21 protein-coding genes and 1 riboswitch are annotated in these 21,812 nt (G+C 71.4%); of the genes, 9 read left to right on the top strand and 12 right to left on the bottom strand.

Going from position 1 to position 21,812, the window contains the following annotated elements; translation table 11 throughout:
• Positions 1 to 24: 24 nt before the first annotated feature.
• Both CEB94_RS29260 and CEB94_RS29255 read right to left on the bottom strand, forming a co-directional pair.
• A complete protein-coding gene (locus tag CEB94_RS29260) occupies positions 25 to 489 on the bottom strand; it encodes a DUF4190 domain-containing protein (protein ID WP_175435016.1) in 465 nt (154 codons plus the stop codon).
• 69 nt (positions 490 to 558) lie between these two features.
• Complete coding sequence (locus tag CEB94_RS29255; RefSeq protein ID WP_175435015.1) at positions 559 to 1,197, bottom strand: DUF4190 domain-containing protein; 639 nt, start codon at positions 1,195 to 1,197, stop codon at positions 559 to 561.
• A gap of 267 nt (positions 1,198 to 1,464) precedes the next feature.
• On the opposite strand from CEB94_RS29255, the gene CEB94_RS29250 reads away from it, so the two are divergent.
• Positions 1,465 to 2,526: an adenosine deaminase gene (locus CEB94_RS29250; RefSeq protein ID WP_175435014.1), complete on the top strand. Its 1,062-nt coding sequence runs from the start codon at positions 1,465 to 1,467 to the stop codon at positions 2,524 to 2,526.
• Positions 2,523 to 3,248 (top strand): glycerophosphodiester phosphodiesterase, encoded by a 726-nt coding sequence (locus tag CEB94_RS29245; protein WP_246111945.1) that lies wholly within the window; start codon positions 2,523 to 2,525, stop codon positions 3,246 to 3,248. The genes CEB94_RS29250 and CEB94_RS29245 overlap by 4 nt, the downstream gene beginning before the upstream one ends.
• Here CEB94_RS29245 and CEB94_RS29240 read toward each other — a convergent pair.
• From CEB94_RS29240 to CEB94_RS29230, 3 genes are all read right to left on the bottom strand, one after another.
• Entirely contained in the window at positions 3,193 to 4,833 is a 1,641-nt protein-coding gene (locus tag CEB94_RS29240; protein ID WP_175435013.1) for an RNA polymerase sigma factor, read from the bottom strand. The genes CEB94_RS29245 and CEB94_RS29240 overlap by 56 nt on opposite strands.
• Before the next feature lie 127 nt (positions 4,834 to 4,960).
• Complete coding sequence (locus CEB94_RS29235; RefSeq protein ID WP_175435012.1) at positions 4,961 to 5,485, bottom strand: hypothetical protein; 525 nt, start codon at positions 5,483 to 5,485, stop codon at positions 4,961 to 4,963.
• 112 nt (positions 5,486 to 5,597) lie between these two features.
• Complete coding sequence (locus CEB94_RS29230; RefSeq protein WP_175435011.1) at positions 5,598 to 7,037, bottom strand: gamma-aminobutyraldehyde dehydrogenase; 1,440 nt, start codon at positions 7,035 to 7,037, stop codon at positions 5,598 to 5,600.
• A gap of 164 nt (positions 7,038 to 7,201) precedes the next feature.
• Between CEB94_RS29230 and CEB94_RS29225 the strand changes: the two genes are divergently transcribed.
• The 7 genes from CEB94_RS29225 to CEB94_RS29195 all read left to right on the top strand — a co-directional run bounded on the left by CEB94_RS29225 (position 7,202) and on the right by CEB94_RS29195 (position 14,171).
• Positions 7,202 to 7,741, top strand: a complete 540-nt coding sequence (locus CEB94_RS29225) for an Lrp/AsnC family transcriptional regulator (protein WP_175435010.1) — start codon at positions 7,202 to 7,204, stop codon at positions 7,739 to 7,741.
• A gap of 13 nt (positions 7,742 to 7,754) precedes the next feature.
• A complete protein-coding gene (locus CEB94_RS29220) occupies positions 7,755 to 9,122 on the top strand; it encodes an aspartate aminotransferase family protein (RefSeq protein WP_175437208.1) in 1,368 nt (455 codons plus the stop codon).
• 208 nt (positions 9,123 to 9,330) lie between these two features.
• Positions 9,331 to 10,080, top strand: a complete 750-nt coding sequence (locus CEB94_RS29215; protein ID WP_175435009.1) for an ABC transporter ATP-binding protein — start codon at positions 9,331 to 9,333, stop codon at positions 10,078 to 10,080.
• Entirely contained in the window at positions 10,062 to 11,663 is a 1,602-nt protein-coding gene (locus CEB94_RS29210; protein WP_175435008.1) for a hypothetical protein, read from the top strand. Before CEB94_RS29215 ends, CEB94_RS29210 begins: the two co-directional genes overlap by 19 nt.
• Before the next feature lie 118 nt (positions 11,664 to 11,781).
• A complete protein-coding gene (locus CEB94_RS29205) occupies positions 11,782 to 12,189 on the top strand; it encodes a VOC family protein (RefSeq protein WP_175435007.1) in 408 nt (135 codons plus the stop codon).
• A 24-nt stretch (positions 12,190 to 12,213) separates the two neighbouring features.
• Positions 12,214 to 13,335: an LOG family protein gene (locus CEB94_RS29200; protein ID WP_175435006.1), complete on the top strand. Its 1,122-nt coding sequence runs from the start codon at positions 12,214 to 12,216 to the stop codon at positions 13,333 to 13,335.
• A gap of 146 nt (positions 13,336 to 13,481) precedes the next feature.
• Positions 13,482 to 14,171: an LAETG motif-containing sortase-dependent surface protein gene (locus CEB94_RS29195; protein WP_175435005.1), complete on the top strand. Its 690-nt coding sequence runs from the start codon at positions 13,482 to 13,484 to the stop codon at positions 14,169 to 14,171.
• Positions 14,172 to 14,231: 60 nt separating this feature from the next.
• Here the strand turns inward: CEB94_RS29195 and CEB94_RS29190 are convergent, their stop codons facing one another.
• From CEB94_RS29190 to CEB94_RS29160, 7 genes are all read right to left on the bottom strand, one after another.
• Positions 14,232 to 15,029, bottom strand: coding sequence for a maleylpyruvate isomerase family mycothiol-dependent enzyme (locus tag CEB94_RS29190; RefSeq protein ID WP_175435004.1), 798 nt, complete (start codon positions 15,027 to 15,029; stop codon positions 14,232 to 14,234).
• 25 nt (positions 15,030 to 15,054) lie between these two features.
• On the bottom strand, positions 15,055 to 16,074 hold the full coding sequence (locus CEB94_RS29185; RefSeq protein ID WP_175435003.1) for an ABC transporter ATP-binding protein: 1,020 nt from the start codon (positions 16,072 to 16,074) through the stop codon (positions 15,055 to 15,057).
• Positions 16,074 to 17,675, bottom strand: a complete 1,602-nt coding sequence (locus tag CEB94_RS29180) for an ABC transporter permease (protein WP_175437207.1) — start codon at positions 17,673 to 17,675, stop codon at positions 16,074 to 16,076. Before CEB94_RS29180 ends, CEB94_RS29185 begins: the two co-directional genes overlap by 1 nt.
• A gap of 38 nt (positions 17,676 to 17,713) precedes the next feature.
• Entirely contained in the window at positions 17,714 to 18,751 is a 1,038-nt protein-coding gene (locus CEB94_RS29175) for a thiamine ABC transporter substrate-binding protein (RefSeq protein ID WP_425472554.1), read from the bottom strand.
• A gap of 124 nt (positions 18,752 to 18,875) precedes the next feature.
• Positions 18,876 to 18,982, bottom strand: a riboswitch (TPP riboswitch).
• A 39-nt stretch (positions 18,983 to 19,021) separates the two neighbouring features.
• Positions 19,022 to 20,128: a dual-specificity RNA methyltransferase RlmN gene (gene rlmN / locus CEB94_RS29170; RefSeq protein WP_175435001.1), complete on the bottom strand. Its 1,107-nt coding sequence runs from the start codon at positions 20,126 to 20,128 to the stop codon at positions 19,022 to 19,024.
• 168 nt (positions 20,129 to 20,296) lie between these two features.
• Positions 20,297 to 20,842 carry a hypothetical protein gene (locus CEB94_RS29165; RefSeq protein WP_175435000.1) on the bottom strand — a complete coding sequence of 182 codons (546 nt, stop codon included), beginning with the start codon at positions 20,840 to 20,842 and terminating at the stop codon, positions 20,297 to 20,299.
• Between the two features lie 100 nt (positions 20,843 to 20,942).
• Positions 20,943 to 21,797, bottom strand: coding sequence for an acyl-CoA thioester hydrolase/BAAT C-terminal domain-containing protein (locus tag CEB94_RS29160; RefSeq protein ID WP_175434999.1), 855 nt, complete (start codon positions 21,795 to 21,797; stop codon positions 20,943 to 20,945).
• Positions 21,798 to 21,812: the final 15 nt, after the last annotated feature.

Raw genomic sequence — 21,812 nt, 5'->3', positions numbered from 1 at the left:
CCTGCTGAACTCCGGGAGTTCCGTTCAGGCAGCCGCGCCGAGCCCGCCCATGATGCTGGCGAACAGCAGGAAGCCGAGCAGCGGAAGGATCACGGTGGCGATGATGCCGCAGACCAGGCCCGCGGTCGCCGCGCCCTTGTTGGTGGCCTCACCGCGGGTGGCCCTGCCGCGGCCGATGGCGCCGAAGATGATCGCGAGAATGCCCAGGATCACGCCGAAGAACCACATGATGAACGTCACGCTGCACACCACGCCGATGATGCCCAGCACCAGCCCCGTGGTTCCCATGCCGTTGCTGGGCTGCGCGGGCATCCCGTAGCCGGGCGCCTGCGGGTAACCCACGGGCGGCGCGGCCGGGTAGCCGGGGCTGCCCTGGGGGTAGCCGTAGCCCGGGCCGGGCTGCTGCGGATAGCCGTACCCGGGGGCCGGCTGCTGCGGCGGCTGGGCCGGCGGGCCGAAACCACCCGGGGGCGGGTTGGTGTTGGACATGGACGATCTCCCCTCCGTTGTCAGACCAGGGCATCGTAGTGGCCAAGTCGGCCGTGGAGGGCGGCAGTTTCAGCGCTGGGACGGGGCCGTGGCCACCGGACCGAGGGCGCCGTAGTACGGGTCGTCGTCGTAGTCGTCGCTGTTGATCGCGGCCGTGATGCCGACGGCGATCAGGACGATCACCGCGATGCCGAGGATGATCCCGATGATGCCCATGATCAGACCGGCCTGGGCCTGACCGTGGTTGGTGGCCACTCCGGCCTCGGCCCGCTTGCGGCCCTTGATGCCGAAGACGACGGCGAGGATGCCGGTGACCAGGGAGACCACACCGTAGAGGCAGAAGAGGGTGCAGGAGATGATGCCGAGCACCATCGCGGCGACGCCCATGCCGTTCTGGGGGGCCATGGGCATGCCGGGCCAGCCGTGTCCCGCCGGGGGGTAGCCGGAGTAACCGGGGTAGCCGTAGCCGCCGGGGGCTCCCGGACCGGTGGGGGCCACGGGCGGGGGCGGCACGGCCCCGGCGCCGGTGCCGGACGGGTCGTACTGCGGCGTACCGGTGGGCGGGGTGAATCCCGGCATGGAGGTGACCGTGGCCTGGTCGTGCACGGACGGTGGCTGCGGCGCCGGGTTCTTGTCGAGCGAGGGCTTGCTCTCCGGTGGCGCCCACGGGTCGTGGCTGCCGCCGTCTGGCTGCGTCGCGTCCGTCATCGTGCGTCCCCCCTGGGTCGATCGTGCCGCCATGCTACGGGGCCGTTCGATGGCGGCCACAGGGCGGGTGCGGGGGCCGGTCAGGCCACCGTGGCGGGGCCGCGGGATCTCCGGCACCACCGTGGCGGGGCCGCGGGATCGCCACGGCCCCGCGCCCCCGAAAAGCCGCACCGTCCCACCGCATACGATGAATCCGAGTCATCGATCAGCCGATCACCCGCGCCCGCCCGCCCTGTGCAGGCCGAGGCGCCGTTCCGGGGAGGAACCTTGACCCAGCATCTCGTCGACCCGCGCGCCCCGCGCGACCTCACGGCGTTCATCGCGAACCTGCCCAAGGCCGAACTGCATGTGCACCACGTGGGCTCCGCCTCCCCCCGGATCGTCTCCGAACTGGCCGCGCGGCACCCCGACTCGAAGGTGCCGACCGACCCCGAGGCGCTGGCCGACTACTTCACGTTCACCGACTTCGCGCACTTCATCGACGTGTACCTGTCGGTCGTCGACCTGATCCGCACCCCGGAGGACGTCCGGCTGCTGACGTACGAGGTGGCCCGGGACCTGGCCCGGCAGCAGGTGCGGTACGCCGAGCTGACCATCACTCCCTTCTCGTCCACCCGCCGCGGCATCGACGAGCGCGCCTTCATGGACGCGATCGAGGACGCCCGCAAGGCCGCCGAGGCCGAGTTCGGGACCGTGCTGCGCTGGTGCTTCGACATCCCCGGCGAGGCGGGTCTGCAGGCCGCCGAGGAGACGACCCGGCTCGCCACCGACGACCGGCTGCGCCCCGAGGGCCTGGTCTCCTTCGGTCTCGGCGGGCCCGAGGTCGGCGTGGAGCGGCCGCAGTTCAAGCCGTACTTCGACCGGGCGATCGCCGCCGGGCTGCACTCCGTCCCGCACGCCGGCGAGACGACCGGCCCGCAGACGGTGTGGGACGCGCTGACCCACCTGCGGGCCGAGCGCATCGGGCACGGCACCAGCTCCGCGCAGGACCCGAAGCTGCTCGCGCACCTCGCCGAGCACCGGATCCCGCTGGAGGTGTGCCCGACCTCGAACATCGCCACCCGCGCGGTCCGCACCCTCGACGAGCACCCGATCAAGGAGTTCGTGCGGGCCGGGGTCCTCGTCACGATCAACTCCGACGACCCGCCGATGTTCGGCACCGACCTCGACAACGAGTACGCGGTCGCCGCCCGACTGCTGGACCTCGACGAGCGCGGCCTGGCCGAGCTGGCGAAGAACGCCGTCGAGGCGTCCTTCCTGGAGGCGGGGGGCAAGGCCCGGATCACGGACGAGATCGACACGTACACCGCGCAGTGGCTCTCCCGGTGACGCCCGCCCCGGTCGCCGTGGCCCACCGGGGCGACCCCTACCGCGTCCGTGAGAACACCGTCGCCTCGCTGCGTTCCGCGCTGCGCCGAGGCGCGGACGCGGTGGAGATCGACGTACGGCTCACCCGGGACGGTGTGCCGGTGCTGCTGCACGACGCGACGCTGAAACGGCTCTGGGAGCACGAGCGGCCGCTGCTCGCGCTGTCCTTCGAGGAAGTGCGCGGACTGACCGGCGGCGGGGTGCCCCCCTTGGCCGAGGCACTGACCGCGACCGCCGGGCACCGGGTGATGATCGACCTGCCCGGGTCGCCCGAGGTGCGGGCGGTGCGCCGGATCATGGGCGTCGTGGAGGAGGCCGGGGCGGCGGACCGCGTCTACTACTGTGCGGGCGCCGACGCCATGCTCGCCGTGCGCGCGGCCGACGCGGACGCCGAGATCGCCCTCACCTGGACGACCCTGGCCCCGCCCCGGCCCGTGCTGCTGGAGGCGATCCGCCCGCGCTGGCTCAACTACCGCTTCTCGCTGGTGGACCGCCCTCTCGCCGAGCGCGTGCACGGCGACGGCTGCCTGCTGTCCGTCTGGACCCCCGACACCCGCCGCTCCATGCGACGGCTGCTTCAGGCGGGCGTGGACTCGATCACGACGAACCGCGTCGACGTGCTGTGCGCTACACGCGCGAGCGCTGCGGCACCGTCGCAGGATCGGCCGGGGTCGAGCGCGTGACGTACTGCGGCACCGGCGCGCTGTCCGTGCCGGTGTCGCGGACGAGTCCGTAGCGGATGGCGCCCTGGGCGGGGCCCTCGCCGACGTCCTTCTCCACGGCGTCCCGGTTCGACGGGAAGACGATGAGGCCGTAGTCGCAGCCCCGTTCGTTCTGGGTGAGGGTGACGGTGCCGTCGAGGTAGAAGTACTCGTTCTGCCACATCTGCTGGGTGCCGGGCGGCAGGACGGCGTAGCCGATGTCGGGGCCGCCCATGCCGGTGGCGTAGCCGTTCGGGGCGCCGGGCAGCGGGTCGTCCATCCGGCGCGAGCCGCCGGACGCCACGTGGAACAGCCTGCCCTTCAGGCCGGTCCAGGAGGGCATGACCAGCGCGCCGGGCCGGGACTTGGGCGAGATCTGCCAGCGGACCAGGACGTAGCCCTGCCCGGTGAGGGTCACGCTGTCGCCGCGGTGCTGCATGACGGCCTTCGGGCCGCCGGTGCTGGTGATGCCGGACTCGGGGCGGCGCGGCAGGGCGGCGGGCCGGGCGTTCGGGTCGGGAGCGCGGTCGACGGCGTCGACGACCGTGCCGTACGGGTCGGTCTTCTTCGTCGCCGAGGGCGAGGACTTGGGGGTGGGGGCGACCGGGGCGGAGGAGCGCGGCGGGGCGGAGGTGGCCGTTGCCGTGGGGGTGATCGCGGCCCGGGGCGGCGGGGCGTCCGGCGGCTGGGTGACGACGTAGGCGCCGCCCGCGAGGATCGTCGCGCCCGCCGTCATCGCGACGGCCGGCTTGGTGAGCGCGCCGAGCAGCTTGGCGGACCAGCCGGCGGAGGTGGCCGCCACCGCGGTCTTGCCGCCGAAGGCGAGCGACAGGGTGAAGCCGACGGGCAGCGGGACGAGGGCGATGCCGACCAGGAGGCGTTCGGCAGGGACGACCGCCTCGCGGGTGTCGCCGCAGTAGCCGCAGCCGCGGACGTGCCGGGCCAGCCGCTTGCGCCACACCGAGTCGGGCCGGCCGTTCCAGCGGCCGGTCACCTCGCGCAGGTCGGGGCAGGCGCCGTCCAGGGCGCGGACGATGCCGCGCGAGGTCTCCAGGCGCTCCTTCATCCGCTGGACGCGCACCGCGGCGTGCTGCCGGGTGATGCCCACGGCGGCGGCCAGCTCGCGCCGGGTCAGTTCGCCCGCGACCTCCAGCCACCACAGCGACAGCAGCTGCCGGTCGTCGTCGTCGAGCCACCGCACCGCCTCGGCGACCTCGCGCCGCTGGCCCTCCAGCTGGAGCCGCAGCACGGTCAGTTCGGCGAAGTCGGAGGCCGCTGCCTCCTCCAGCCGGTCCGGGGTCCGCCGCCGGGCCCGGTCGCGGATCTGCCGCATGGCGATCGCCACCAGCCAGGACCGGAAGCTGTCCGGGTCGCGCAGCGAGCCGAGGTTGTCGACCGCGCGCAGCATGGTCTCCTGGACGACGTCGTCGACGTCGGCGTGCCCGTTCAGGGCCCGGCCCACGATGTTGTAGACCAGCGGCAGCCAGCCCGCGACCAGCTCGTCCAGCGCCCGCCGGTCGCCGGCCTGTGCGGCCGTGATGACGGCGCGCCAGTTCTCACTGTCCACGGGGCCCCTCGCCGGCTGGGATCGGTACTTTTCCGCACGCACCTTCTCAGGCGGCCCGGGGGTCTTGGCTATGTGGGGGATCACATGCGGGGAGACGGCGTGAAGGTTTCCGGGATAACGGTTTTTCTCAGCCGCTGAGCACCGGGGTGGCCACCGGCGCGGTCAGCGCCTCCAGCCGCTTGATCCGCTGCCGTACGACATACAGCGGGATCACCCCGAACACCCCGAAGGCCATGTCGATCACCGACCACCAGAAGGGGATCTGGCGGATCGGTCCGCAGATCAGGGCGAGCGGCACGATGCCCGCACAGGCGATCATCGCGAACTCGACGACCCAGATGTTGCGGACCGGGTCACGGTAGGGCCCGTAGAAGGCGACCGCGATCACCAGGTGCGCGAAGGCCAGCCAGTCCGTGCCGTAGAGGAGGAAGGGGTAGTCGGCGTCGGCCCGGTCGAGACCGGTCCGGACGCGCGCGATCCAGTCCGTCAGGCCGGGCAGGTACTCGCCGACGGACAGCGCGCGCAACAGGTCCTCGGTCCAGCGCAGCTCATGCACCAGGGGAAAGGCCGTGGCGCCGCTCAGCACCAGGCACACGACGAAGAAGACCAGCCAGGCGCGGATGCCCTTCACGAGGGCGGCTCTGTCGCTCATGGCGGCACTCTACGCCCATGTTGAACATGTTCAAAAACAGTTTCCGCGGGCAGCGGAACGGCCCCGGGCGAGGCAGAGTGCCGCCCGGGGCCGTGAGGTCAGAACCGCGTGACTACGCGTCCAGCGACGTCATCACGTGCTTGATCCGCGTGTAGTCGTCGAAGCCGTACCCCGAGAGGTCCTTGCCGTAGCCGGACTTCTTGAAGCCGCCGTGCGGCATCTCGGCGACCAGCGGGATGTGGGTGTTGATCCACACGCAGCCGAAGTCGAGCTTCTTGGACATCCGCATGGCGCGGCCGTGATCCTTGGTCCACACGGAGGAGGCCAGCGCGTACTCGACGCCGTTGGCCCACTCCACCGCCTGCTCCTCGCCGGAGAATGACTGCACGGTGATGACCGGGCCGAAGACCTCCTTCTGGATGATCTCGTCGGTCTGCTTCAGGCCCGAGACGACGGTCGGCGCGTAGAAGTAGCCCTTGTCGCCGACCCGCTTGCCGCCGGCCTCCACGCGCGCGTGCGCGGGCAGCCGGTCGATGAAGCCCTCGACCTGCTTGAGCTGGTTGGGGTTGTTGAGCGGGCCGAACAGCACGTCCTCGTCGTCCGGCTGCCCGGTCTTCGTCTCGGAGGCGGCCTTCGCGAGCGCGGAGACGAACTCGTCGTGGATGGACTCGTGGACGAGCACGCGCGTGGCGGCCGTGCAGTCCTGGCCGGCGTTGAAGTAGCCCGCGACCGAGATGCCCTCGACGGCCTTGGCGATGTCGGTGTCCTCGAAGACCACGACCGGGGCCTTGCCGCCCAGCTCCAGGTGGACGCGCTTGACGTCCTTGGAGGCGGACTCCGCGACCTGGATGCCGGCCCGCACGGAACCGGTGATGGAGGCCATCGCCGGGGTCTCGTGCTCGACCATCAGGCGGCCGGTCTCGCGGTCGCCGCAGATGACGTTGAAGACGCCCTTGGGGACGATCGAACCGATGATCTCGGCGATGAGGACCGTCGAGGCCGGGGTGGTGTCGGACGGCTTCAGCACGACGGTGTTGCCCGCCGCGATCGCCGGGGCGAACTTCCACACGGCCATCATCATCGGGTAGTTCCACGGCGCGACCTGCGCGCAGACGCCGACCGGCTCGCGGCGCACGATGGAGGTGAGGCCCTCCATGTACTCGCCGGCCGAGCGGCCCTCGAGCATCCGCGCCGCACCCGCGAAGAAGCGGATCTGGTCGACCATCGGCGGGATCTCCTCGGAGCGGGTCAGCCCGACCGGCTTGCCCGTGTTCTCCACCTCGGCCGCGATCAGCTCCTCGGCGCGCTCCTCGAAGGCGTCCGCGATCTTCAGCAGGGCCTTCTGGCGCTCGGCGGGCGTGGTGTCACGCCAGCCGGGAAAGGCCTCGGCGGCCGCCGCCATCGCGGCGTCCACGTCCGCCTGCCCGGACAGCGGAGCGGTCGCGTACGCCTCGCCCGTCGCGGGATTGACCACCTCGGTGGTCCGTCCGTCGGCGGCGTCCCGGAACTCACCGCCGATGTAGTTGCGCAGACGACGCAGCTCGGTGCTCACTGCCGGCCCTCCAGTTCGGATGTCCAGTACTTGAGACACCCACCCTAGTCGGCCGACCCACGTTTTCAACACCCCCGCTCCCTTCGATCGTGCGGAATCCGCAGGACTCGGGGACTTAAACAACGGATTTCATTGATCGTGGCTTGCGGAAGTGTCGAGACCTCGTGCACAGTGACCTCGTGGCCAGTCGAAGCGCAGACCAGAAGGGGTCGCGGGAGCCCCGCGAGCCCTCCCGCGAGTCCAGGAACGGCAGCTCGCCTCAGCTGGACGCCGTCTCCCTCGCCATCATCGAGCAGCTCCAGGAGGACGGCCGCCGGCCGTACGCCGCCATCGGCAAGGCCGTGGGCCTGTCGGAGGCGGCCGTGCGCCAGCGCGTCCAGAAGCTGCTCGACCAGGGCGTGATGCAGATCGTCGCCGTCACGGACCCGCTCACCGTGGGCTTCCGCAGACAGGCGATGGTCGGCGTCAACGTGGAGGGCGACGTGGAGTCGGTCGCCGACGCGCTGTCGGCCATGTCCGAATGCGAGTACGTGGTGATGACCGCGGGCTCCTTCGACCTGATGGTGGAGATCGTCTGCGAGGACGACGACCACCTTCTGGACGTCATCAACAAACGCATCCGGGCCGTACCCGGAGTGCGCTCCACCGAGAGCTTCGTCTACCTCAAGCTCAAGAAGCAGACCTACATGTGGGGAACCCGATAACCGTGAGGACCCGATAGCCGTGAGCAAGGACCTCTCCCAGACCGCGTACGACCACCTGTGGATGCACTTCACGCGCATGTCGTCGTACGAGAACGCCCCCGTCCCCACCATCGTCCGGGGCGAGGGCACGTACATCTACGACGACAAGGGCAAGCGCTACCTGGACGGCCTCGCCGGCCTCTTCGTGGTGCAGGCCGGACACGGCCGGGTCGAGCTCGCCGAGACCGCCTTCAAGCAGGCGCAGGAGCTCGCGTTCTTCCCGGTGTGGTCCTACGCCCACCCCAAGGCCGTCGAGCTGGCCGAGCGTCTCGCCGGGCACGCGCCGGGCGACCTGAACAAGGTCTTCTTCACCACCGGCGGCGGTGAGGCGGTCGAGACCGCCTGGAAGCTCGCCAAGCAGTACTTCAAGCTGGTCGGCAAGCCCACCAAGCACAAGGTCATCTCCCGTGCGGTCGCCTACCACGGCACCCCGCAGGGCGCCCTGTCCATCACCGGCCTGCCGGCTCTGAAGGCCCCCTTCGAGCCGTTGGTCCCGGGCGCGCACAAGGTCCCGAACACCAACATCTACCGCGCCCCGATCCACGGCGACGACCCGGAGGCCTACGGCCGCTGGGCCGCCGACCAGATCGAGCAGCAGATCCTCTTCGAGGGCGCGGACACGGTCGCCGCGGTCTTCCTGGAGCCGGTGCAGAACGCAGGCGGCTGCTTCCCGCCGCCGCCCGGCTACTTCCAGCGGGTCCGCGAGATCTGCGACCGATACGACGTGCTGCTCGTGTCGGACGAGGTCATCTGCGCCTTCGGCCGGCTGGGCACGTACTTCGCCTGCGACAAGTTCGACTACGTGCCGGACATGATCACCTGCGCCAAGGGCATGACCTCGGGCTACTCCCCGATCGGCGCCTGCATCATCTCCGACCGCCTGGCCGAGCCGTTCTACAAGGGCGACAACACCTTCCTGCACGGCTACACCTTCGGCGGCCACCCGGTCTCCGCGGCCGTGGGCCTGGCCAACCTCGACCTGTTCGAGCGCGAGAACCTCAACCAGCACGTCCTGGACAACGAGGGCAACTTCCGCGCCACCCTGGAGAAGCTCCACGACCTGCCGATCGTCGGCGACGTCCGCGGCAACGGCTTCTTCTACGGCATCGAGCTGGTCAAGGACAAGCACACCAAGGAGTCCTTCAACGACGAGGAGACCGAGCGCGTCCTGTACGGGTTCCTCTCCAAGGCGCTGTACGACAACGGCCTGTACTGCCGCGCCGACGACCGCGGCGACCCGGTCGTCCAGCTCGCCCCGCCGCTGATCTCGGACCAGTCGACGTTCGACGAGATCGAGCAGATCCTGCGCGCCACCCTGTCGGAGGCGTGGACCAAGCTCTGACCGGCCGTCGCTCCGATCGTCTGCCTGGATGATCAACACCGGCCCCGGTGCCGCCCGTTCGAGTGAGAAACGGCGGCCCGGGGCCGCGTGCTGTCCGGCGTCCCGCCGCCTTCTGCCTAGCGTGCCCAGTGACCGATCGGCCCTGCCTTCGTTCCCCCGCACGGGGGATGGACACGGGAACTACGGATCTGAACCGAGGTGTACGCGCATGGAGGCCCCGCCGGACAACGACGTGCTCTGGGCACGCGCCCTGCACTTCCAGCACGACGACGGCTCGCCCGCGCTCTGCGGCGTCTCGCTCGGCGTGCGCGAGGGCGAGATCCTCGCCCTGAGCGGACCGCGCGGCAGCGGCAAGACGACCCTGCTGCGGTGCCTGTCCGGCCTGGTGCCCGTCCGGCGCGGCGAGGTCTGGTTCAACAGCGTGCCCGTGCACACCATGGGCCCCCTCACCCGCGAGCGGCTGCGCCGCGACCGCTTCGGCTGGATCGACCCGGCCCCCTCCCTGGTGCCTGAGCTCAACGCCTGGGAGAACGCCGCGCTGCCGCTGATGCTGCGCGGCACCAGCCGGCGCCGCGCCAAGACCACGGCCCTGGAGTGGCTGGAGCGCCTGGACATCGGCGACAGCGCCCGCAAACGCCCGCACCAGCTGGTGCAGGCCGAGCGTCAGCGGGTCTGCATCGCCCGCGCCCTCGCCCCCGCGCCGTCGGTCCTGTTCGCCGACGAGCCCACGGCGCCCCTGCACCGCGCCGACCGCGCCCATGTGCTGCGCACCCTCACCACGGCGGCCCGCTCCCACCGCATCACCGTCGTCCTGGCCACCCACGACGCCGAGACCGCGGCCCTCGCCGACCGCACGGTGTCCCTGCTCGACGGGCGGCGCGTGCAGACGGTGCACCTGCCGCCGGTCAGCGAGAACGCCGAGCCGGAAGGCCGGGCAGCGTGCTCGCTCTCCGTCTGACCCGCGGCGCCCACCCCGCCGTCCAGCTGCGCCGCCTCCTGGTCGCGGCCGCCTCGGCGGGCACAGGTCTCCTGCTGCTCTGCGCCCTCGGCTACGCGATGGGCCACCCCGGCTCCACCGGCTCCGCCGTGCTGCGGCTGGCCTGGTGCGCCGCCCCGCTGGCCGCCACGGTGTACTTCGCGGTCGCGGTGGCCCGTACCGACCCCGGCACCAAGCCCCGCACGGGCCTCTCGGCGATCGGCCTCGGCCCGGTGCGCATGATGGCCCTCTCGGCGACGACGACGGCCCTGTCCTGCACGCTCGGCTCGATGCTGGCCCTGCTCGTCTTCCTGCACCTGCGGGGCGACCTGACGGGCATGCCCTTCGACGGCGCCGCCGCCGAGTCCCTCGCCGCGGGCCGGCCCCTGCCGCTGCCGGGCGCCCTGACGCTGCTGGCCTTCGTGCCCGTCGGCGCGTCGGTGGCGGTGGCGCTGGCCCTGCGACCGCGTGAGGCGCAGCCGACCGGGCCCCGGGCGGCCCGGATGTACGGCCGCTTCGGCGCCTACCGGCGCACCAGCACCCGCGAGACCTTCGGGGCGTACGGCCGGTTCGGCCGGCAGATCACCCGGCCCACGAACGGCGGCACCGCCGAGCCCGCCGCGAAGAGCGGCCCGCCGGCGGCCCGGACGAGCGGGTCGGCGGCGGCGGTCGCGGCCCCCGGCGGGACGGTGAGCGCGGTCGCGGACCCCCCGGCCCAGCTGCCCGGCCACCCGCTCGATGACCCGGCTCATGCGACCGCCCCGCACCCGGCCCGACCGGAAGCGGCGGATGCGAGCGCCCCGGCCGGCGATCCCGCCCAGTGGCTCAGCCCGCGCGCCGCGACGCCGGACGCCGCCGGTGCCATCAGCCCCGCCGGGGCCCTGACACGGCACCCGGGCCCGCACGCCGCGGCGCCCGACGACGCCGACGGTGCCACCGCCCCCGACGCGACCCTGCCGGACAGCACCGCCGCCCCCTCCGGTCTCCCCTGGGGCATCACCGTGCTGGCCGCGGGCCTCGCCGTGGAGAGCTACACGAGCCGCACCGCCCCCACGCCCCCCGACCTCTCCTTCTCCGGCGCCTCCCCCGGCGTGATGGCGGGCTGGGCGCTGGCCGCCGTCGGGCTGGCCCTGGCCGGTCCGGGCCTGACCCATCTGTGCGGACGGCTGCTCCAGTCGGCCCGCCCCGGTGCCCTGCGGCTCCTGGCCGGCCGCATCCTCATGGCGGAGGCCATGCGCATCGGACGCCCCCTCGGCGTCGTCTGCGCGGTCCTGTCCGCCGCGTGGGCCATGGCGCTGCTGCACGCCCCGGACGGGCTCTCGCTCGGCCCGCTCACCACCCTCGGCGTGCTCCTCGTGGCCGGCTGCACCGTGGCGACGCTCCTCACGGCCGCCGTCGAGGCCCGGCAGGCCCGCGCCGGAACCACCGCCGCACTGTTGCGGCTCGGCGCCCCCGCCACGATGCTGCGCGGCGCCGCCGCCCTGCGCGCGGGCGCGCTGCTCGCCCTGTTCGGTCCGCTCACCCTGACGGTCGCGGAACTGGCGGCGCTCCCCCTGGCGCGCTGAGCCCCACGGCCTTCGCCGGAGAACTCGTACGAAAAAAATCTCCGATCCGCGATGAGTTCCGGACCGGCGCCCGGTCTATCCCCGCGTAACGACACGGACTTGATGGGAGAGACCTCGCATGTACCAGCAGATGATCTTCGTGAACCTGTGCACCGGCGACCTGGACGCCTCGAAGAAGTTCTTCACGGAGCTCGGCTTCACGATCAACGAGCAGTTCAGCGACGACACCACCGCCTCCGTCGTGATCAGCGAGACCATCGTGGTGATGGTGCACACCAAGGAGAAGTACTCCCAGTTCACGAAGAAGGAGATCGCGGACTCGACGAAGACCAGCGAGGCGCTGCTCGCGCTGAGCGCCGAGAGCCGCGAGAAGGTCGACGAGCTGGTCGAGAAGGCGGTCGCGGCGGGCGGTTCCGTCTCGGGCGAGACCCAGGACCACGGCTTCATGTACGGCCGCGCCTTCGACGACGTGGACGGCCACACCTTCGAGGTCGTGTGGATGGACCCGACGGCCGTCGAGGGCTGAGATGCGCTGTGCCAGCATGGGCGGGTGCAGACGATGCCCGCCCATGCGGCCCACCATGACGACCGTGAGATAGAGACCCTCGAGGAGTTCGACGCGACCGTCTCCGCGCGCGGCACACTCGCCGGATACCGCGTCCAGGCCGTCGATCTGACGGATCGTACGCGCGAACTGCTCACCACGGACACGGCGGGCGCGGTCTTCCTCGGCTGCGCGATGCGCGAGGACGCGGCCGCGAAGATCCGCGGCGACGGCGCCCTGGTCTTCCCCCCGGTCCCGGGCCTGCCGTTCGACCCGTACCGCGGCCTGGTCTACTCACCGGACGAACTCTTCGCGTCGCTGGCCGACGGCTACGAGGCCACGCCCGACGCCCTCGCCTACGCCTGGTTCCAGCGCACGAAGGCGGACCGCGACATCCACGCGTCCATGCTCCGCGCGGTCCACGACGACTCCGTCTCGGACGCGCTCGACGAACTGCTGTCCGGTGCCCGGATCGTGGGCGTCATGGGCGGCCACGCGATGGCCCGCGGCACCGAGGAGTACGCCGGCGCCGCACGCCTCGGACGGGAGCTGACCCGGGCCGGGTTCACGGTCGCCACCGGTGGCGGCCCGGGCGCGATGGAGGCCGCGAACCTCGGCGCGTACGCCGCCCCCTTCGGCGACGAGATGCTCACCGAGTCGCTCGGACTTCTCGGCAAGGCACCGCACTTCACTCCGTCGATCACCCAGTGGGCGTCGGCCGCCTTCGAGATTCGCACCCGCTGGCCGCAGGGCGGCCGTTCGGTGGGCATCCCGACCTGGTTCTACGGCCACGAGCCGCCGAACGCCTTCGCCTCCCACATCGCCAAGTACTTCGCCAACGCCACCCGCGAGGACGGCCTGCTGGCCCGGTCCAACGCGGGCGTGGTGTTCCTGCCGGGCGCCGCCGGGACCGTACAGGAGATCTTCGACAACGCGACGCCCAACTACTACCAGTCGCGCGGCGAGCCGACGCCGATGGTGCTGGTGAACCGCGTGCACTGGACGGAGAAGCTGCCCGCATGGCCGCTGCTCCGGTCGCTGGCCGGGGGGCGTTCGATGGAGGCGCGGATCGCGCTGGTGGAGCGGATCGAGGAGGCGCCGGAGGCGTTGAAACGTCTCGGAGGTTAATAAGAAGGCAAAGCAAGTGCTTGCAAGCTGCATATGCGTTGACACTACTTATGTAGCGCTTATAAACCTGTGAGCCTCCCGGCAGTGCTGATGTTCAGTCAACACTGCCTCAGCCCCCCGCATTAGCAATCCTGTAAAGGACAAACGTGGCAGTTCTGTCCGTATCCCGCCGCGCACGTGCCGTGCGTGTCCTCGGTGTCGTCTCCGCCTCGGCCGCGCTCGCGCTCGGCACCGCCGGCAACGCGCTCGCCTGCGACATCAGCGAGTTCTCCGCCGAGGCGAAGTGCGACGGCGACAAGGGCGTCATCACCGTCACCGACGTGGACCCCGCTGGCATCCCGGCCACGGTCACCGTGTACCTGCAGAACAACGGCGCCGACGCGAAGAAGGTGGGCGAGCAGGTGGTCAAGGGCTCGCGCGAAGGCACCACCATCACCTTCGCCGACGACTGGAAGCCGAACGCCCAGTACCGCATCCACGTCAAGGCCGCTCAGTACGTCGACGAGGACATCAAGCCCAACCTCGTCACCCCGGCCACGGCCTGCAAGAAGGAGGAGGAGCCCCCGGCTTCGACTCCCCCGGCGACGCCGACCCCGTCGGCCTCCCCCTCCCAGCCGGCGGAGGAGACCGGGACCCCGGCTCCGGAGCCTTCGGAGAGCCAGAGCACCTCGCCGGCGGCCAACGCGCCCGCCCCGGCCGGTGACTCCAACCTCGCCGAGACCGGTGCCGACTCCAACACCGGCATCATCGCCGGCATCGCGGCGGCCCTGGTCGTCGTCGGTGGCGGTGCGGTGTTCTTCGGCATGCGCCGTCGCGGGGCGAACAGCGACAGCTGACGCCCGCGCACACCGTGATGTGGCCCGTCCCCGATCCATGGGGGCGGGCCACGTCCCGTCTCACCCGAACGTCGCCCGCTCCAGCCAGAACTCCAGCAACTTCCGCTCCCCCAGCACCTCCAGCTCCTGGGCGTCCAGCGGCAGCCGCCGGTAGAACGCGAGCAGCACGGAGGTGAGCGGCCCGCGCAGGGCGACCGTGGCCTGCTCGTGTCCCCGGCGCCAGCGGACACCGTCCTCGGCGAGCTCGACAACCCACTCGGCGTTCAGCCCGGCCCCGGTGTCGGTGGCGTGCAGGTGGATGCTGCGGCCCTCGCCGCGCAGTTCGCTCGCCACGTCGTGCGGCTCCGTGCGCTGCACGTACGCCACGATCTGCAGCCACTCGTCGATCGCGTCGGCGGCCACGTCGGGCGCGACCTCGTAGGGCAGCCCGGCGGCGAGCGTGGCGTCGGCGCGGTGCACGGTGATCTCGTGCGTCATCCGGCGGGCCCAGAACCCGGAGCTGAGGGTCCCCGCCCAGCCCCACACCTTCGCGTCCGGCCCGGCCGCCCGCAGCGCGGCGACGACCTGGTCGCCGGTCTCCGCCAGCCACGCGTCCAGGACGGCGGCCTCACCCCGGCCCTCGGGCCCTTCGACACCCGGCACCTGCTCCTCGGGCACCTCCTCCTGGGCCCGGGTCCGCACCATGAGCTCCACCCAGCGCAGGGCGCCGCCCATGTGCCGGACCAGGTCCTCCAGCGACCAGTCCGGACAGGTGGGCACGGTGCCGGACAGCTCGGCGCCGGAGGTCACGACCGACCTCAACAGACCGACTTGGTGGGCGATTTCGTCACAGTAGCGGTCGTGTGCGAGTAGCGTCATGTCCCGCACCCTAAGCGGGCGCCGATCAGTCGAGCACGGCGATTTCGGCCGCGTCGAACTCCACGCCGACCTCGTCCCCGACCTCCGGTGCCGCCCGCAGCGCACACGCCGCCTCCAGGCGCGGGGCGTCCTCGGGCTGGAGGCGCACGGCGACATGGGTGCCCTTGAAGGTACGCGCGGTCACCGTGCAGCGCAGACCCGCGTCGGCGGGCACCAGGCGCACTCCGGCGGGCCGCACCAGCAGGGTCCGGGTGCCCTGCGGGGCATCCTCCGGCACCGGCACCTTGCCCCACGGCGTGTCCGCGGCCTCCGTCCCGACCGTCGCCTCGACCACGTTCTCGAAGCCGAGGAAGCGGGCGACGAACGCGTCGGCGGGCCGCTGCCACACCTCGAGGGGCGTACCGGACTGGGCGATCCGCCCGTCCCGCATCACCACGACCCGGTCGGCCAGCGCGAAGGCCTCCCCCTGGTCGTGTGTCACGGCGAGCACGGTCGTGCCCAACCGGCCGAACAACTCCTTCAGTTCGACCACCAGCCGCTCCCTGAGCGACCGGTCGAGCTGCCCCAGCGGCTCGTCCAGCATCAGCAGCCGGGGGCTCGGGGCGAGGGCCCGGGCCAGCGCCACCCGCTGCTGCTCGCCGCCGGACAGCGCGGCGATCGCCCGGCGGCCCGCGCCCGGCAGCCCCACGAGGTCCAGCAACTCCTGCACCCGCTCGGCCTGTCGCCGCTTCGACTCGCCGTGCATCCGCAGCCCGAAGGCCACGTTGCCGCCCACGTCCCGCTGCGGGAACAGCTGGTGGTCCTGGAACATCAGCCCCACGCCCCGCCTGTGCGCGGGCACGCCCGCCTGGTCGCGTCCGTCGAGCACCACCTGCCCGGAGTCGAGCGGCTGCAGCCCGGCCACCGCCCGCAGCAGGGTCGACTTGCCGCTGCCGCTGGGCCCGAGCACGCACACGGTCTCGTGCTCGGCGACCTCCAGATCGACGGCGTCAAGCACCGCCCGCCCGCCGAAACGGACCGTCGCGCCCCGCAGAGCCAGCAGCATCAGAACTCCCCCGTCCGGTCCGTGCGGAGCCTCTCCAGCACCAGCAGGGCCACGGCGCACACCACCATCAGAATCGTCGAAAGGGCCATCGCCTGGCCGTAGTTGAGGTCACCGGGCCGCCCCAGCAGCCGGGCCACGGCCACCGGCAGCGTCGGCCGGTCGGGACGTGCGATGAACACCGTCGCGCCGAACTCCCCCAGGGACACGGCGAAGGCGAACCCGGCCGCGATCAGCAGCGCCCGCCGCACCATCGGCAGGTCCACCTCCCGCCACACCCGCCAGGGCGAGGCCCCGAGCACCGAGGCCGCCTCGCGCAGCCGCACGTCCACCGCCCGCAGCACGGGCAGCATGGTCCGCACCACGAACGGCACCCCGACCAGCGCCTGCGCGAGCGGCACCAGGATCCACGAGGACCTGAGGTCCAGCGGCGGCTCGTCGAGAGAGATCAGGAACCCGAAGCCGACGGTCACCGCGGACACCCCCAGCGGCAGCATCAGCAGCGCGTCGAAGCCACGCACGAACCGCCCGGCGTCCCGGCGCGTGAGCGCGACGGCGGCCAGAGCGCCGATCAGCACGGCGATGAGCGTGGCGGCGACGGCGTACGACAGGGAATTGCCGATCGCCTCGATCGGCGGGACCAGGAACACTCCCCCGTCCTCACGGGTCAGCGCCCGGTAGTAGCCGAAGCCGGGCGGGCCCAGGGACCGCTGCACCAGCACCGCCAGCGGCAGCACGAGCAGCACGGCCACGGTGACGAGCACCCCGCCCAGCAGCGCCCACTGCCCCGCGCCGCGCGGCCGGCGCGCGGTCGCGGAGGCGTCCATCAGCCGCAGCGCGGTCTCCCGCCGCCGCACGGTCCAGGCGTGCACCGCGAGGATCGCGCCCACCGCGACGAACTGGATCATGGTCAGTACGGCCGCGGTGGACAGGTCGAAGATCTCGGACGTCTGCCGGTAGATCTCCACCTCCAGGGTGGAGAAGGTGGGCCCGCCGAGAATCTGCACGACGCCGAAGGAGGTGAAGGTGAACAGGAAGACCATGAGCGCGGCGGCGGCCACGGCCGGGGCGAGGGCGGGCAGGGTGACCTGCCGCCAGGCCCTCAGCGGGGACGCGCCGAGCATCCGGGCCGCCTCCTCCTGCCGCGGGTCGAGCTGCGCCCAGAGCCCGCCGACGGTACGGACGACGACCGCGTAGTTGAAGAAGACGTGCGCGAGCAGGATCGCCCAGACGGTGGTGTCCAGCCGTACGCCCCACAGTTCGTCGAGCAGCCCGCCCCGCCCGACCAGCGCCAGGAACGCCGTACCGACGACGACCGTCGGCAGCACGAACGGGACGGTCACGACCGCCCGCAGAACCTGCTTGCCGGGGAAGTCGAAGCGCGCGAAGACGTAGGCGCCGGGGAGCGCGACGAGCAGCGTGAGCGCGGTGGAGACGAACGCCTGCCAGGTGGTGAACCACAGCACGTGCCGGACGTCGGACTGCGCCAGCACCTCCCCGATCCGCCCGAGGTGCCAGGTCCCGTCGGTCTTCAGGCCGCGCGCGACGATCGCGGCGACGGGGTAGGCGAAGAAGACCGCGAAGAACGCGACGGGCACGGCCAGCAGACCGAACCGCGCCGCCGCGCCTCGCCTGCGAGCGGCTACTTCAGTACGAGTGAGGTCCACGACTTGACCCACTGGTCACGGTGGTCGGCGATCTTCGCCGGGTCCATGGTCTCCGGGTCCTTCGCCTGCGGCCCGTACTTCACGAACTCAGTCGGCACCTGGGCGCCCTCGCGCACCGGGTACACGAACATGTTCATCGGCATGTCCTCCTGGAACCGCTGCGTGAGCAGGAAGTCCAGGAACGCCTTGCCGCCCGTGGGGTTCTTCGCGTTGCTGAGCAGCCCGGCGTACTCGACCTGCCGGAAGCAGGTGCCCTCGGCGACCCCGGTCGGTGCCGTGCTCGGCTTCGGGTCGGCGAAGACGACCTCGGCGGGCGGCGAGGAGGCGTACGACACGACGAGCGGACGGTCGCCCTTGGCCTTCTTGCCGCCGGCCGAGCCGGAGAACTCCTCGTTGTAGGCCTGCTCCCAGCCGTCGACGACCTTCACGCCGTTGGCCTTGAGCTTCTTCCAGTAGCTCTCCCACCCGTCGTCGCCGTACTGCGCGGCGGTGCCGAGCAGGAAGCCGAGGCCGGGCGAGGAGGCGGAGGCGTTCTCGGTGACGAGCAGGTTCTTGTACGCGGGCTTGACGAGATCGTCGAAGCTCTTCGGCGGCTGGATCTTGTGGTCGGCGAAGTACTTCTTGTCGTAGTTGACGCAGATGTCGCCGGTGTCCACGGGCGTGACCCGGTGCTTGTCCTGGTCGACGCGGTACTCCGCCTTGATCCGGTCGGCGCCCTTCGCCTCGTACGGCTGGAAGAGGCCGTTGTCGAGGGCGCGCGACAGCAGCGTGTTGTCGACGCCGAAGAAGACGTCGCCCTGCGGGTTGCCCTTGGTCAGGATGGCCTTGTTGACGGCCTGCCCGGCGTCGCCGTCCTTCAGGACGTCGACCTTGTAGCCGGACTGCTTCTCGAAGGCCGCGATGACGTCCTTGGACGCGGCCCACGAGTCGTGGCTGACGAGCGTCACGGTCTTGGAGTCGCCGGACCCCTGACCGCTGTCGGACGACCCGCACGCGGCGAGAGTACCGACCATGCCGAGCCCGACGACCACCGCCGTCAGCCGCTTTGCGTTGATGCTCACTGAATTCCTCCTGGAGTGACCAGGAGAAGACGCGGCCCTGCCCGGGACTTCCGAGGTCCCGGGCAGGGCGCAACAGCTCGAGTGGTGACCGATCTCCCTACCCAGAATGACCTGGGCCAGGTTCGGAGGGTCTGCGGCCGTGTGCCGCACTCTCAGCGCTGTGGCGCTCCCCTGTCGGAATATGCAGGTGTCGAATATGAAGGTGTGCTTACGACGGCCAGACTACCGTTCGGTGGCCGCGAGCTGACCACACGCCCCGTCGATCTCCTGACCACGGGTGTCCCGGATCGTCACCGGCACACCGTGGGCGGCGATGGCCTCCATGAACGCCTTCTCGTCCTCGGGCCGTGAGGCGGTCCACTTGGAGCCGGGCGTCGGGTTCAGCGGGATCAGGTTGACGTGCACCGGCCTGCCCTTGAGCATCCGGCCGAGCCGGTCACCGCGCCACGCCTGGTCGTTGATGTCCCGGATCAGCGCGTACTCGATGGACAGCCGCCGCCCGGACTTGGCGCTGTACTCGAAGCCGGCGTCCAGCACCTCGCGGACCTTCCAGCGCGTGTTCACGGGGACGAGGGTGTCGCGCAGCTCGTCGTCGGGGGCGTGCAGCGAGATGGCGAGGCGGCACTTGAAGCCCTCGTCGGAGAACCGGTGGATGGCCGGGACGAGCCCGACCGTCGAGACGGTGATGCCGCGCTGCGAGAGCCCCAGCCCGTCGGGCTCGGGGTCGGTGAGCCGCCGGATGGATCCGATGACCCGGTTGTAGTTGGCGAGCGGCTCGCCCATGCCCATGAAGACGATGTTGCTGAGCCGCGCGGGACCGCCGGGGACCTCCCCGTCCCGCAGGGCCCGCATGCCGTCCACGATCTGGTGCACGATCTCGGCGGTGGACAGATTCCGGTCGAGACCGGCCTGCCCGGTCGCGCAGAACGGGCAGTTCATCCCGCATCCGGCCTGCGAGCTGATGCACATGGTCACCCGGTCCGGGTAGCGCATCAGCACGGACTCGACGAGCGTCCCGTCGAACAGCCGCCACAGCGTCTTGCGGGTGGTGCCCTGGTCGGTGGACAGATGCCGCACGACGGTCATCAGCTCGGGCAGCAACGCCTCCTGCAGCCGCCCCCGGGCACCGGCCGGAATATCGGTCCACTGCTCCGGATCATGCGCGTACCGCGCGAAGTAGTGCTGCGAGAGCTGCTTGGCACGAAACGGCTTCTCCCCGACAGCGGCTACGGCCTCCTTGCGCTCGGCAGGAGTGAGATCGGCGAGATGCCGCGGCGGCTTCTTGGCTCCGCGGGGGGCTACGAAAGTGAGTTCTCCGGGTGCAGGCATAACCCTCCCAGTGTCGCAGATCAACTCGGGGAGCCCAGGCCGGAGAGGGGTGGGGGTGGTCACCTGTGGGTGCCGACTGTCAGCGTTGGTCGGTCTCGGACGGCCCAGGGGGCTCGCGGTCGCGATCACCGCTTTACGAGTTCGAGCCGGTCCCTAAGCGGACAACTCTCAGGTGTCCGCGCCGTTGGTGGTCGGCAGGAGTGCGGCCAATTCGGCGTCGTCCGGGCGGTGGGCCGCCTCGGCTGCCTTACGCAGAACTGCGCGGTCGACCTTGTCCACATCAGCGATTAGACGAATCACCACGCCGTCGTCGGGCACCGCGTATTCGTGGCTGTCACCGGCCTTGCGGTACCAGGCGTCGCCGTCGTGCTCACAGGTGACCTGCTTCTCTGACACCTCGCCCAGCGGCTGCTTGGGGCAGCTCTCCGCCGTCATCGTGCCATGCCCCACGAAGAGGCCGAACTTGGTGGCACCCTTCTCGGACCGATACGCGGCAACGAACTCGTCGTTGTACTCGCCAACCGACTCCTGGAACACGGTGTAGCCGGAGACCTTGGTGACATAGACGAGTTCCGGCGCGACCCCCCAGTCTCCCGCGGCGGCGTCAAGGTCGGCGCTGTCGGCGGCCGTACCGCCGCTCTTGTCCGCGTCGCATCCTGTAAGGAGAACGGGCAACAAGAGAAGGGGGAGCAGCGCACGCGCGGGTCGCATCATGCGCACATCCTTTCGCATGGGCATGCCACAGGCACAGCACTTTCTGGATTCCCTCAGATCCCGACCAGGCCGGTCACGGCACAGCCGACCTGGTGCGCGATCAACCACCGCCGAGCAGATCGAGGATGTGGGGCCACGCCGCCTCGCCCAGGAGCGCGTCGGCTTCAGCTGTGCCCCCGTACTCGAAGTGCCCGGACGCCGGCGCCGGGCTCTCGCCAGGAAGGCGTGGTCGGTGGCCGGCGTCGTCACGGGCGATCAGACGCACGGTCGCCCCGGTCGAGCGCCGGCGCCGAGCCAGCTGCCGAGCGAAGGGCAGCGACGGCCACATCGCGTCGTCGCCGCCTGCGACCAGGAGCAGATCGGCTCTGGCCGCTTCCACGGGGATCTCCGTCGGCGGAAGCGAGTGAGCGAAGGTCCGCTCGCTCAGTTCGTACCATCCGCGGATGGCCACGGGGCCGCTGTCCGGCTCCGCGGGAATCCAGGAATCGTCCATCGGGACGAACGGCAGCGGCCGCTCCCGCCACGTCCAGGACGAGCGGTACGGGCGGTGCGCTCCGTCGCGGCCCCGGCCGACGTTGCACCAGACCCGCGAGGTGGGTGACAGCGCAAGGGCCACGTCCACGCGCGGATCGTGCACCGCCGTGAGCAAGGCCGCTTCAGCGCCCTTGGAGGTGCCGAGGATTCCGATGCGTCGCGCTCCGCCCCGGCGAAGGAATTCGACGGCGGTGGTGAAGGTCTCCAGGGGAACCTCGCAGATTCCCGGGGGCTGCCCAGGCCCGCCGAACCAGCGGATCGCCAACGCTGTGAAGCCCTGCTGAGCAAAGAGGCGCGCGCGCTCACGTTCGACGCGCCCGCTGGATCCCCCAAGAACCAGGACGCCGACGTCGCTGCCGCGGGCTGGAGCGGCCAGAACACCTTCCCAAGGACCGGCCGGTTCGCGCTCGGTTATGTCCACGTGCCCCCTGTCGTC

Source organism: Streptomyces hawaiiensis (assembly GCF_004803895.1).
GTDB lineage: Bacteria > Actinomycetota > Actinomycetes > Streptomycetales > Streptomycetaceae > Streptomyces > Streptomyces hawaiiensis.
The sequence above is the reverse complement of the archived record's forward strand: the minus strand, read 5'-3'. Positions and strand labels throughout refer to the sequence as shown.